This is a genomic window from Streptomyces sp. B5E4, from assembly GCF_039871555.1.
Lineage (GTDB): Bacteria > Actinomycetota > Actinomycetes > Streptomycetales > Streptomycetaceae > Streptomyces.
In genome coordinates, this window is record NZ_JBDPMI010000013.1 from 160,052 (window position 1) to 172,747 (window position 12,696).

At 74.1% G+C, this 12,696-nt stretch carries 10 protein-coding genes and 1 pseudogene; 4 read left to right on the forward strand and 7 right to left on the reverse strand.

Annotation, left to right across the window (positions count from 1 at the left end; genetic code table 11):
- Window positions 1-8: 8 nt before the first annotated feature.
- On the forward strand, window positions 9-1,070 hold the full coding sequence (locus ABGA99_RS19045) for an MFS transporter (RefSeq protein WP_347583053.1): 1,062 nt from the start codon (window positions 9-11) through the stop codon (window positions 1,068-1,070).
- A gap of 183 nt (window positions 1,071-1,253) precedes the next feature.
- A complete protein-coding gene (locus ABGA99_RS19050) occupies window positions 1,254-2,762 on the forward strand; it encodes a phosphoesterase (RefSeq protein ID WP_347583039.1) in 1,509 nt (502 codons plus the stop codon).
- A 53-nt stretch (window positions 2,763-2,815) separates the two neighbouring features.
- Here ABGA99_RS19050 and ABGA99_RS19055 read toward each other — a convergent pair whose 3' ends face one another.
- The 3 genes from ABGA99_RS19055 to ABGA99_RS19065 all read right to left on the reverse strand — a co-directional run bounded on the left by ABGA99_RS19055 (window position 2,816) and on the right by ABGA99_RS19065 (window position 5,876).
- Window positions 2,816-4,087, reverse strand: a complete 1,272-nt coding sequence (locus ABGA99_RS19055) for an MFS transporter (RefSeq protein ID WP_347583040.1) — start codon at window positions 4,085-4,087, stop codon at window positions 2,816-2,818.
- Entirely contained in the window at window positions 4,084-5,220 is a 1,137-nt protein-coding gene (locus ABGA99_RS19060; protein WP_347583041.1) for a PLP-dependent cysteine synthase family protein, read from the reverse strand. Before ABGA99_RS19060 ends, ABGA99_RS19055 begins: the two co-directional genes overlap by 4 nt.
- A 92-nt stretch (window positions 5,221-5,312) precedes the next feature.
- Complete coding sequence (locus tag ABGA99_RS19065; RefSeq protein WP_347583042.1) at window positions 5,313-5,876, reverse strand: hypothetical protein; 564 nt, start codon at window positions 5,874-5,876, stop codon at window positions 5,313-5,315.
- A gap of 355 nt (window positions 5,877-6,231) precedes the next feature.
- On the opposite strand from ABGA99_RS19065, the gene ABGA99_RS19070 reads away from it, so the two are divergent.
- Window positions 6,232-6,573, forward strand: coding sequence for a VOC family protein (locus tag ABGA99_RS19070; protein ID WP_347578489.1), 342 nt, complete (start codon window positions 6,232-6,234; stop codon window positions 6,571-6,573).
- A 24-nt stretch (window positions 6,574-6,597) separates the two neighbouring features.
- Here the strand turns inward: ABGA99_RS19070 and lysA are convergent.
- The 4 genes and pseudogenes from lysA to ABGA99_RS19090 form a co-directional block, all read right to left on the reverse strand.
- A pseudogene (gene lysA / locus ABGA99_RS19075) lies at window positions 6,598-7,938 on the reverse strand (diaminopimelate decarboxylase); the annotation flags it as partial.
- A 10-nt stretch (window positions 7,939-7,948) separates the two neighbouring features.
- On the reverse strand, window positions 7,949-8,332 hold the full coding sequence (locus ABGA99_RS19080) for an SAV_915 family protein (RefSeq protein ID WP_347583043.1): 384 nt from the start codon (window positions 8,330-8,332) through the stop codon (window positions 7,949-7,951).
- Window positions 8,333-8,517: 185 nt separating this feature from the next.
- Window positions 8,518-9,051: a GNAT family N-acetyltransferase gene (locus ABGA99_RS19085; protein WP_347578486.1), complete on the reverse strand. Its 534-nt coding sequence runs from the start codon at window positions 9,049-9,051 to the stop codon at window positions 8,518-8,520.
- Between the two features lie 105 nt (window positions 9,052-9,156).
- On the reverse strand, window positions 9,157-11,721 hold the full coding sequence (locus ABGA99_RS19090; protein ID WP_347583044.1) for a polysaccharide lyase family 8 super-sandwich domain-containing protein: 2,565 nt from the start codon (window positions 11,719-11,721) through the stop codon (window positions 9,157-9,159).
- Window positions 11,722-12,015: 294 nt separating this feature from the next.
- Here ABGA99_RS19090 and ABGA99_RS19095 point away from each other — a divergent pair, with 294 nt between their 5' ends.
- Window positions 12,016-12,621, forward strand: coding sequence for a superoxide dismutase (locus tag ABGA99_RS19095; RefSeq protein ID WP_347583045.1), 606 nt, complete (start codon window positions 12,016-12,018; stop codon window positions 12,619-12,621).
- Window positions 12,622-12,696: the final 75 nt, after the last annotated feature.

Sequence of the window (12,696 nt, forward strand, 5' to 3'; positions counted from 1 at the left end):
GCACGCAGCTGCTTCCGCTGCTCGTCGGGCGGGTCGTCGACCGCGTCGGCCCGCGGCCCGTGGTGATCGCGGGTCAACTGCTGCAGGCCGGCGGGTTCCTGCTGTATCTGGCGGTGGACGGGCCGGCGTCGCTGTTCGCCGCGGCGCTGGTCGAGGCGGCCGGGCTGCGCGTGTACTGGTCGTCGGTCTTCGCTCTCATCGCCGAGCAGGCCGACGACCGCGCCCGGGACCAGTGGTTCGCCCGCACCGCGATGATCCGCGCGGCCGGGACCGGTGCCGGGACGGTGCTCGCCGGGGTGCTGCTGGGGCTCGCCTCGCGGAACGCGTACCGGGGGATGATCCTGGCGAACGCGCTGTCCTTCGTCCTCGCCGCCGGTGCCGTCACCTTCTTCGTCAGAAGCCGCCCGCGGCCGGCCGCCGGCGACGTCCCCGGGAAGCCCGCCGACGGTGTACGGCACCTGCTGCGCAACCGCGCCTATCTGCTGCTGATCGCCGTCAACGTACTGTTCAACATCTGCACCGTCCTCCTGGCCGTCGCCACCCCCGTCTACGTCGTCCGCGGGCTGGACGCGCCCGGCTGGGCGGTCGGCGCCCTTCTGACCCTCACCACTGCCGTCGTCGCCACTTCCACGGCCGCGGTCACCCGCCGCATCCGCCGACGCACCTCCCGCGGTGGCGCGATGGCCTGGGGCGGAGTGGCGTGGGCGGGGTGGTGCGGGGGCGTCGCGCTCGCGGTGCTGCTGCCGCACGGCCCGGTGCTGGTCGGCTATCTGGCGATGGTGATGCTGCTCTGGGCGGCCGCGGAGATGCTGCACGGGCCTGCCTCCAACTCGCTCTCCGCGGACGCGGCACCGGAGGGGGCGCGGGGGACGTACCTGGCGGCGTTCCAGTACTCGTTCGCGACGGCGGACATGGTCACACCGGGCCTCTTCGGGCTCCTGTACGGCGTGGAGCGGGTACTGCCGTGGGTGGTGGTGGGTCTGCTGGCACTGGTCGCGAGCGTGGCGATACGGCCGCTGGAGAGGCGGCTGGCGGGCGTGAGCGCGGGAGCGGAGCCGGCGGCGGCCTGAGGTTCCGCGCGGCCCGTACGGCGGCGGCTGACGCCGTACGACCCCGGGACGTGCGCGTACCGCCCGCCCGCTGCCCGCGTGATCTGTTGTTTCCCGCCCCCGGCAGCGCCGTTCACGCCCCGTTCCGTTCCGCCGTCGAAACTCGCTGGTCGCCCCCCGCAACGTGAAGGAGAGGCCCGCATCATGAACGACGGACACATCGAAGGCGCCGAGGACCCCGAGCGCACGGGGATCTCACGGCGCCGCCTCGTCCGGTACGCCGGCGTGGGGGCGACGCTTGCGGCGGCCGGCCCGCTCGTCGTGAGCGGCGAGGCGGTCGCCGACGACGCGCAGGGGGACCGGGGCGGGAGCGGGAACGACGGGCGGCGTGCCTGGCGGGCCGGGGACCACCACGTGCACTCCGAGTACAGCGGCCGGTTCGACACGTCGACCAACCCGCCCACGTTCCACAAGGGCGCCGACGCGGTGTACCCCATCGTCACCAACGCCATCATGGCCAAGCACTTCGGCCTGTCCTGGGTGATGTGCACCGACCACGGCGGCCCGACCCACTCGAAGGTCAACCTGGAGCTGGCCTACCCCGACCTGCTGCGCTCGCGCGTCCTCGTCCCCGAGGTGCTGCAGTTCTGGGGCATGGAGTTCGACGCGCCCGCGCTGGACCACCACACCCTGATGATCCCGCACCACCGCGAGGAGGCGCAGCAGTTGTACGAGCTGGAGCGCCGGTTCGCCAAGCTCGACCCGTTCCCCGCGGACCCCGGCCGCGACACCGAGGCCAAGATGATCGAGTTCCTCAAGGCCGCGACCACCATGGACCGCAAGCCGCTGGTGATCGCCCACCACGCCTCCCGGTCCGCGCCCGGCCTCGGCGTCTACGGCCAGGACACCCCGCGCGAGTTCCGCAACGGCAACGACGTCGCCCCGAACGTCTACGTCGGCTTCGAGGGCGCCCCCGGCCACCAGGCGGGACCCCTCGTCGGCGGTGCCCGCGGCGGCTACGGCAACCACCCCACGTACGGCGGCTTCGACCAGATGACCGCGCGCCTCGGCGGCCTGTGGGACGCGCTGCTGGGCGAGGGCCGGCGCTGGTGGATCACCGCGACGTCGGACTCGCACGTGCACTGGACGCGCGGCGGCTCGGACTTCTGGCCGGGCGAGTACAGCAAGACCTACGTCATGGCGCGGCAGGACTACGCGGACGTCATGGACGGCCTGCGCAACGGCCGCGTCTGGGTGGGCACCGGCGACCTCATCACGTCGCTGGACCTTACGGCGGGCAACCGCGGCCGCGGCGCGGCCATGGGCGAGACGCTCACCGTCAGCGGCCGGAACGGCACGGACGTCGAGATCGAGATCCGCTTCCGCCCGCTGGACGGCAAGAACGGCAACGGCGACCGCCCCGAGGTCCGCCGTGTCGACCTCATCACCGGCAGCATCACGGGCCCGAGCGCCGACCGCGACGCCGACACCAACCCGACCACCGAGGTCGTCGCCCGCTTCGGCCCGAACGACTGGCGGCGCCAGGGCAAGGACTACGTCATCCGGCACACCCTGCGGGACGTGGACGGCGACATGTACGCGCGCGTACGCGGTACGAGCACGGACGAGGCGGAGCCCGTGGCGGACGGGCTGGAGAGCCCGTGGGAGGACCTGTGGTTCTACTCCAACCCGGTGTTCGTCAGCGTCCGTTAGGGGCGCCCACGCGCGCGGTGCGCTCACGCCGGCGCCCCCGTCGGACCCCCGGGTCAGGCGGACGCCGGCTCCGGTCGCACCGCGCGCAGCCGCCCGCCGCGGGCCAGTGCGGCCAGCGCGCCCGCGCAGGCAGCGCCCGTCGCGGTCAGCGCCAGCCACGGCAGCCGCGGGTACTCCTCCGTCGCGTCCCACAGCGCGCCCGTCGCCAGGTTGCCCAGCGTGATGCCGAGGCCGGACACCGTGTGGTAGAGGCCGTAGTGCGTGGCGACGAGACGGCCGCCGGAGAGCGACACCACCGTGTCCATCTCGAAGGGGTACGCCAGGGCCGTACCCAGCGCCAGCAGGGCCGCGGTGAGCAGCAGGGGGGTCAGCGCCGCCGCCGCTGCCACCGCCCCGCCGCCGCCCGGTGGGGCGCCGGTGAGCAGCAGCGGCAGAAAGGCGACGCCCATCAGGGCGATGCCGTACACCAGGGCACGCTGCGCCGGCCAGCGTTTCTTCACCCAGCCCGTGACGCGCAGTTGGCCCGCGGCCGCCACGCCCGCCGAGACGGCGAAGAGCACGGTGGTCACGCCGTCGCCGGCGGCCGGGAAGGCGCGGTGGGCCTGGAGGGGGAGCGCCAGATACACCTGGAAGGACAGGACGTACGAGCCGATCATGGCGGCGGAGAAGAGCATGAAGGGGCGGTTGGAGACGACCGTGCGCCAGTCGGCCAGCACCCCGCGCGCCCCCGGGCGCTCGGCCCGTACCGCATCCCCCTCGGGCTGCGCCATCACCTGCACCACGGTCAGCCCCAGGAACAGCAGCGCCGCGACCGTGCACACCAGCCCGAAGTCGGCGGCCAGCAGCGCCAGTCCGACGAGCGGGCCGACGAACATCCCCGTCTGATAGAAGACGTTGAACAGCGCGAACGCTTCCACGCGCCGCTTCTCCCCCACGGCCTGCGCGAGGCAGGTCCGCACCGCCGGGTTGAACAGCGCCCCCGCGAAGCCCGTCAGCGCCGACGCCGCGACCAGCGCCGGCAGCGACTGCACGAAGCCCAGCAGCCCGAACCCCGCCGTCCGCAGCACGCACCCCGCGACGATCATGCGCTTGCACCCCAGCCGGTCCGCCAGCGTGCCGCCGACCAGGAACATCCCCTGCTGGGAGAAGTTCCGCACGCCCAGGACCAGGCCCACGGCCCAGGCCGCCATGCCCAGCCCGTCGGCGAGGTGCGCGGCAAGGTAGGGCATCAGCATGTAGAAGGCGGTGTTGATGGTGAACTGCTGCACCATCAGCAGCCGGACCCCGCCGCCGTACGAGCGGAACTCCCGCACCAGGTCCCTCATCGGGCCGGCACCCCCGCCGGCACCGCCGTGACGTCGGCGCAGCGCGTCCACCGCTCGACGGTCCGCTCCCCCGGGTGCCCGATCTCGTCGGGGTCCGCGGCCGGCGGGCGGTCGAGCAGGTCGTGCGCGCGGCAGTGGTCGTCGCTGAAGACGGTGTTCCAGTACCGCTGCACGCCGTCGGGGAAGACGGCCGCGATACGGACCGAGGGCCCCTCCGTACGCGCCAGCCACCCCGCGACCAGCGCCACCGCGCCGACGCTCCAGCCGCCCCCCGCGTAGTGGTGCCGCACCAGCCGCCGGGCCGCCCACACCGCCTCGTGCGCCGCGACCCAGTGGCACTCGTCGAACGCCGCGTGGTCGACGTTGCGCGGATGGATGCTGCTGCCGAGCCCGCGCATCAGCCGCTCGCCCGCCGGCTGCCCGAAGACCGTGGAGCGCACGGAGTCCACCCCGACGAGCCGCATCCCCGGCGAGAACGCCCGCAGCGCGCGGGCGACGCCCGCGGAGTGACCGCCGGTGCCGACCGCGGTGACGAGGATGTCCACCCGGCCGAGCTGGACGGCGAGTTCGAGGGCGAGGGCGTCGTACGCGGCGGGGTTGTCGGGGTTGTGGTACTGGTCCGGGCACCAGGCGCCGGGTCGGGCGGCCAGCAGTTCCGCGACCCGGTCGCGGCGGGCCTGCTGCCAGCCGCCGGCGGAATGCGGGGCGCGTACGACCTCGACGCGCGCCCCGTACGCGGCGAGCTGATGGCGCATGAGCGGTTCGAGCCCGGGGTCGGTCACGAGCGTCACCGGGTGGCCGAAGGTGATCCCGGCGAGCGCGAGGCCGAGGCCGAGGGTGCCGCTGGTCGACTCGATGACGGGAGCGCCGGGCGCCAGTTCGCCGCGGCGGCGCGCGGCGGCGACCATGTGCAGCGCGGAACGGTCCTTGAGCCCGCCGGGGTTGGCGCCCTCCAGCTTGGCCCAGAAGCCGTGTCCTGCCGGGCTGAAGGGCTCGCCGATCCACAGGACGGGCGTGTTGCCGACGAGCCCCGCGGGGGTGCTGCGGGCGCCGTCGGCGGGGGCGGGGAGGTGGTGGGCGGCGGCGAAGCCGCGGAGGTCGCCGGGCGAGACGGTGCGCAGAGTGGAGTGCATGGGTGGTCCTTCCGCGGCCGCGTGGGTACGGGGCCGGGTGTTTCGCGTGCGTACGTGGGGGGTGCCGGGCGCGCGGCGGCGCGCGGGGGCCGTCACGTACGGCTGACGCAGACCAGGCGGAGGAGGGCGGCCCCGGGGCGGGCCGCGGGGAGGCCACCGGCGGCCGGCGGGGCGGCGCGGGCCTCGCCGGCGGCCCGGAGCACGCCGGCGGCGGGGACGGGGACGGCCGGGGCGGGGTGGGCGGCGGAGCCGGCGGGATCGTCCCGTATTACGGCGTGCGGAAGGGCGGCGGCGGGCTCGCAGCACGGCTCGGTGCAGTCGGCGTGGCCGGCGTGGTCGTCGAGGTGGTCCACCATCCGGCCGGCGACGGTGCCGTCGGGGCCGCCGGCGCGGCCGTCCACACGATCACCGGCCCTGCGGTCCGCCCGCTCGGCGCCGTGGCGGGCCGCGTGCTCCCGCGTCACCTCCGCGTACGCCACCGGCGTCAGCGCCACGGCGAGCGCGCTGCCCCGCAGGCTCTCGCCGCCCTCGTGATGCGGCGTACCGACGTCCACGCACGCGAACACCGGGGCCAGCACGACGATCGCCAGCCCCGCGAGAAGAGCGATCACGGCGCGGCAGAGTCGCGGCAGCACGGCGGCGTGAGTACCCGGCACGCGACTGAGCGTAGTCACTTCTGTCCCACCCGCACTTTGTTCGCCACTCCGGGTCCATCAGGAACAGCATGAACGCGGTCAGCGACCCGGCGAACAGCACCATGCCGGCCACGTCGGCCCCCGCACCGGACGGCATGGCGCCGCCCCTGGGCAGCCGCAGGCCGAGCAGCAGGCAGGCGGCGGCCAGCGGCACGTTGATGGCGAAGATCAGGTGCCAGCCGCGCCGTCCGGGGCCCGCGGGAGTCGCTCGTCCGGCCAGCGTAGGAAGCCCGCCCGGGCCGGGCACCCACCGCGGTGACGCTGCACGCCCGGCGTTCCCGCGGCGGTGTCAGTGGTGGTCCCTACGATGGCCGGCATGAGCGTCGACCTTTTCGCCTGCATCCCCGTACGGGACTTCGCCGCCGCGCTGACCTGGTACGAGCGGCTGCTCGGGACGCCGCCGACCTTCGTGGCGTCCCCGGAGGAGGTGGTGTGGGAGCTGGCGGAGCACCGCTCGCTGGCCGTCGAGCACCGCCCGGAGCACGCCGGGCATGCGCTGACCACCGTCTTCGTCGGCGACTTCGACGACCGGGTGGCCGCGATAGCCGCGCGCGGGCTGGAGCCGGTACGGCGGGAGACGTACGGCAACGGCGTGCGCAAGGCGCTGTACCGCGACCCCGACGGCAACGAGATCGGCTTCGGCGGCGCCCCGGCGTAGCGCCGGGGCGCCGCCGGGCAGTCCCAGGCCCACGTCGCGGCTGCGGTAGTCCTCCAGGGTCTCGCGGCGGACCAGCAGCCGCGCGCGGCCGTCCCGTACCGCCGCCACCGGGGGGCGGCCGACGAGGTTGTAGCCCGAGGCCAGCGAGACCTGGTACGCGCCGGAGACCGGGAGCGCGAGCAGGTCGCCGGGGTGGACGTCGGACGGGAGGGGGACGTTCTCCGCCAGCAGGTCGCCGGCTTCGCAGTGGCGTCCCGCGGCCGTCACACGGCGGGGCGGTGCGGCGGTGGCGCGGCCGACGAGGCGGGGTTCGTAGCGCCCCCCGTACAGCGGCACGCGCGGGTTGTCGCCCATCCCGCCGTCGACCGCCACGAACACCCGCCCCTCGGTGTGCTTCACGGACAGCACCCGGTACAGCGCCACCGCCGCGGGCCCCGCCACCGCCCGCCCCGGCTCGACCACCAGCCGCGGCACCGGCAGGCCCGCGCCCGCGCACCCCTCCGCCAGCTCCGTACGCACCCGCGCGGCCAGTACCGCCGGGTCGAGCGCCGGCTCGCCCGGTCGGTACGCGACGGCGTGCCCGCCGCCGATGTCCAACTGCGGCAGGGTGACGCCGTGCTGGTCGCGCACGCGCGCCAGCAGCCCGACGAGCCGCCGCACGGCCGCCAGATAGGGCTTGACCGTCGCGATCTGGGAGCCGATGTGGCAGTGCAGGCCGACGAGTTCAAGCCCCGGCTGGCCGAGGACCCGCCCGATGGCGTACGCCGCGGAGCCGTCCGTGACGGACAGGCCGAACTTCTGGTCCCCCGTGCCCGTACGTATCGCGCTGTGCCCGCCCGCGGAGATCCCGGGCACCACCCGGACCATCACCCGCTGCCGCTCCCCCGGCGGCACCGCGACCGCGATCCGCGCGATCTCCGAGGCGCTGTCGATGACGATCCGGCCGACCCGCAGCCGCAGTGCGGTCCGCAGGTCGTGCGGGCTCTTGGCGTTGCCGTGCAGCACGATCCGCTCGGGCGGGAAGCCGGTGGTCACGGCCAGCTCCAGCTCGCCGGCGGAGCACACGTCGAGGCCGAGCCCCTCCTCCTGCACCCACCGGGCCATGGCGCGGCAGAGGAACGCCTTGGCGGCGTAGAGCACTTCGCCGCCCGCGAAGGCGTCGGCGTAGCGGCGGCAGCGGGCGCGTACCTCCTGCTCGTCGAGTACGTAGACGGGGGTGCCGAAACGGTCGGCGACCTCGGCGAGGGAGACCCCGCCGAGGGTGACGTCGCCGCCGGGCGCCTCGCGCGCGGAGGCGGGCCAGACGGCGAGCGAGGGCGAAGGAGACGGTTCGACTACGCCCGGGTGCGGCGTGGCAACGGACATCGCGTACCCCTCAGCCAGCCAGGGAGTCGGCCGCGGCGGCGGCAGGCAGGAAAGGGGACGCCGGCGACGGCGTCCGCGAGGAGGCCGGGGCCGGGGCGACCAGACGCGGGTCGACCGTCAGCCGCCCCACGCCCAGCGGCGCCGCCAGCGCCCGCAGCGCGCCCACGGACAGCCGGATCACGGGCTGCCCCGTGCCCAGCGCCGCGGCGAGCTTCGCGCGGCTGGTGAAGGCGACCGCGGTGCGTTCGCCGAGCGGGGTGCGGAAGAAGCGGGTCGTCAAGCCGCCCGGCGCCGGCTGCACGGGCACGTAGAGCACGGGCACGTAGAGCACGGCCCTGGCCGCCGGGCCGGGTTCGGCGGGGTCGGGGTCCTCGTCTGCACGGCATTCGCTCATGGTGGCCCTCCTCGCGGGCACGTCGTTCCAGGTCGTGAACGTCATGAACGTCGGTCGACGTCATGGATGCCGTCCACGTCGTGAACGCTATGCCCGCGGCGCGCACCCCGATCCGCGCCCTGATACGCGCTTGACGCGCCCCGCCCCGAAGCCTGATGCGCCCTTGACGACCGGCCCCGTACGACTTACCTGTGCGTCCAGAGATCCAGCGGCGGCGTCGGCGGCACCGGGTGCAGGCTGCCGGATCTCGTCCAGCCCCAGGTGTGGTACGCCGCATGCGCCGCCGCGTTGTCCTGCGGCAGCAGCGCCACCGCGGGGGACGGCGCCCAGCGGGCCAGCAGGTGCTGCTGCAGCCGCGTGGCGATGTGCCGGCGGCGCTGGTCCGGGACCACCATCAGCTCCGCCACCACGAACGCCCGGGCGGACGAGGTGACTTCCGCCAGCGCCAGCGGCGGCCCCTCCGGGAAGTCCGGCCACCACTCGCCGGAGCGGTCCGCCCGGAACCCGTACGCGCAGCCCACCGGGCGATCGCCCCCGGCCAGCACCATCTCGAAGCCCGGCCGCTGCACGTGGTCCTCGAGGCGGCGCAGGAAGCCCTCCCGTTCCGGCGCCGCCCCGCCGACCGCGCCGTTGTACGACGCGACGTAGACGTCCGCCACGGCCTCGCGCTGCGTGTCCGCCTGCCACCGGCTCAGGCCACGTAAGAACAACTCGGACACTCGTCCTCCCCCGTCCGGCCGGCCGCCCCAGGCCCGAGCCCCTGTGACCACAGCGTAGACCCGCCGCCCCCCGTGCACATGCCCCCGAACCGGACGACCTTCCGCCTACTTCTCCAGGCTCACCGTCAGGCTCCTGCCGTACGCGTGATGCGTGTCCACCACCAGCTTCGTCCCGCCGGGCACCCGGCTGACCCGGACCCCGTCGTCCCCCGCCGCCTTGCGCAGCGGCTGCCCGCGCAGCACCACGGTGACCGTGTCGCGGTCCATCGTCGGGTCCGCGACGGCCACGCCCACGTGCCCGTCGTCCCCGGTCCGCACGAGCACCGAGGCCGGCCCGTCGATACTGAGCCCCGCGGTGTCGTGCCGTCCCGGAGTGAAGGCGTTGGCGGCGGTCAGGCGGAGGGCGGAGTGGCGGACCGCCTGCAGGCGCGGGGAGTTGGCGGTCACGGTGAGCGGGCCGCGGCGGCGGTACGTGTCCAACTGCGCGGCGGAGGCGTGCGGCACCAGGGCGTACGCCAGGCGCGCCAGCCCGTGCCGCGGCTCGTGGTCGACGGTGGCGCTGAACACGGTGCGCGTCACCGCCGTGTCCGGGTTGGCGGTACGTACGACGCGGCGGCTGCGCGTGACGTCCTCCAGGCCGACCCGCACACGGGGCGCGTCCAGGAAGACGTACCCGACGGCCGTGCCCTCCGCGGCGTCCGCGTAGCGCAGCCAGCTCAGTTGCGCCGTGCCCGGCCCCTCCCAGGCACCGCCGTCGCGGCGCGCGCCGGTGACGGTGACGGCGGCGGAGGGGTCCGCGGTGCGCGCGTCGACGGTAGTAGTTACTGTGCGGCCGGCGGGGTCGCCGACACCGGCGGCGAGGACGACGATCTCGTCGTCGAGCATGAACCACGACTTGGTGGCGGTCGCGTTGCGGTAGACGACGAAGTCGTCCGGGAGACGGTCGCGTTCGGCGTACGCGACGTCGTCGGACTGGACCATCGCGGACGCCCCGTACGCGCCGAGGACGGCGCCGCCGGAGTGGCGGTTGGTGCCACGCGGGAAGTAGACGTAGGTGTTCTGCGACTCGGAGGACGAGGTGAAGTTCAGCGGGTGGCCCGGGTTGTCGTACCAGAGCTTGCCGTCGTACAGCTCCGGTACGGTGCCGCGCCGCTCGACGGGCGCGGTGGCGCCGGCGAGTCCGTAGGGGGAGACCACCGTGTAGTAGTCGACGCCGTACGCGCGCGTCTGGTCCTGCCCGGAGAGGTACAGGTAGTACGCGCCGTCGCCCTGGAACCAGGGCATCAGGTTCTCGCCGCTCATGTACTCGTACTTGCTGATGCGATCCGAGCTGCGCGCGAGCGCGAACGCGAAGCCGGGGCGGCGGTGGACGTGCTTGTCCATGGCGTTGTACGCGACGCTGCGCGCGGCCGGGTTGAGGTCGGCGGGCGGGACGGCGTCGTCGCCGACGATGTCGGCGTAGCGCACGACGCTGACGGGGGAGACGAACCCGGCGGGGTCGAGGGCGGCGCGCGAGGTGGCGCGGATGTGCTTGACGTAGCTCTTGAGCGCGGCGGCCTCGGCCCCGGCCGCGTAGTCGGCGAGGTCGACGACGGCCTCGACGACGGCGGCGACGTCGGTGTAGCCGGAGGTCGTACGGACGACGGCGCGGCCCTTGACTATCTCCATCATCCAGCCCTCGAAGATCAGCGGCGCGAAGCCGTCGCGCACCCAGCGCTGCACGACGGGCACGAGCGCGTCGGTGTTCGCGAAGCCCGTGCCGTCGAGGATCTTGAGCGTCTGGACGACGCGCGTGAGCAGCCCCTTGCCGTACGAGCCGGTGTACGCGACGGAGTGGTGCTGGATGAACGAGCCGTCGGCGTAGTAGCCGTCGGTGTTGCCGTGGCGGATGTCGTAGGGGTCGATGGTGGCGAAGACGGTGAGCTGGTCTTCGAGCGCCTTGGCGACGCGCGCCTCGCCGCCGGGCTCCTGGGCGGCGGCGAGCAGGGCGCCCTGGATGAGGCGGTTGGTCGTGATGTCGGCGAGGTTGGCGCCGGTGTGGAAGCGGGAGTCGAGGTCGACGTCGCCGTCCTTGCCGTTGCGGAGGTAGGCGTCCATGGAGGCGACGTACGTCGTGAGCAGCCCCGCGGAGACGGCGCCGGGGACGTCGGCGAGGAGCGCGAACGTCTTGCCGACGTGGGTGGAGATCGCGATCTCCCAGTTGTGCCAGTTGCCGTAGTAGCCGCGGGACTGGTCGCCGTAGTAGCGCTCGTGCAGCCACACCAGGCCGTCGACGGCGCGGCGCTGGGCCGCGGCGTCGCCGTGGAGGCCGCCGCCGGGGGCGCGGGTGGCGAGGGCGATCTCGTAGAGCATGCGGTACGAGGTCGCGAGGTTGACGTCGCTGGCGCCGAGGGGGACGCCGGCGAACAACTCGCCGGTGGCGGTGGCGGTGTCGGCCATCGCGGCGAGGTTGGCGCGGGCGGTGGCGTGGAGGGCGGCGACCTTGGCGGCGGCTTCGGGGCGGGCGTTGATCTCGGGGGTGCCGGCGAAGACGGCGCGGGTGTTCGCGAGGAGGAGGGCGGGATCTGCGGCCTGGGCGTTCCCGGCGGCGAGGCCCGGACGGGCCGGGAGGACCGCCAGCAGGCTGGCGGCGGGCAGGGTGGACAGCAGGCGTCTGCGGGTGAACTCCATGGGGTCCTCCCCCGGTGCGATCGGGCACTGGCAGCCGGAGTCAAGCAGATGGGGAAGGCGCCGACAAGCGCTTGCGAGCCCCGTACCGGGAGATCGCACCGGGAAGGAACGGGCACGTGACGGGCGGGGCCCGGCGCACAGGTAGCCGGAGCGCACCGGCGGGAAGACGATCGCCTACCGCCGGGCCCCGCCCGACGGAACCAGCTTGATGCACGCAGGAAGTTGTTGCAACCCCTGTGCAATAAGCGCGTAGGGTGATCGAGGACGGATGTCCCACGAAAGGAGCAGCGCCTGATGAGCACGTACGCGCTACCGGATCTGCCCTACGACTACGCCGCACTGGAGCCCGCGATCACCGGGCAGATCCTCGAACTGCACCACGCCAAGCACCACGCCGCCTACGTCAAGGGCGCCAACGACACGCTGGAGCAGCTCGCCGAGGCGCGCGACAAGGAGCAGTTCGGCAACCTGGTCGGGCTGGAGAAGACCTACGCCTTCAACCTCTCCGGGCACGTACTGCACACGATCTTCTGGGAGAACCTCTCCCCGGACGGCGGCGACCGCCCCGACGGCGCCCTCGGCGACGCCATCGACGAGCACCTGGGCGGTTTCGAGACGTTCCGGAAGCAACTGAGCGCGGCCACCGCCTCGGTGCAGGGCTCGGGCTGGGGCGTGCTGGCGTGGGAGCCGCTGGGCAAGCGCCTGATCGTCGAACAGATCTACGACCACCATGGCAACGTGGGCCAGGGCAGCACCCCTCTGCTGGTCTTCGACGCCTGGGAGCACGCGTACTACCTGCAGTACAAGAACGTCCGCCCCGACTACGTCCAGAAGCTGTGGGACCTCGTGAACTGGGACGACGTCTCGGCGCGGTACGCGGAGGCGACGGCGCGCGGCTGACATCGGGCCGGCGGCGGAGGTTTCACGGGAAACACCGCCAGAAGGCGACAGGCCGCTCTCTCGCGTACGGCGAGG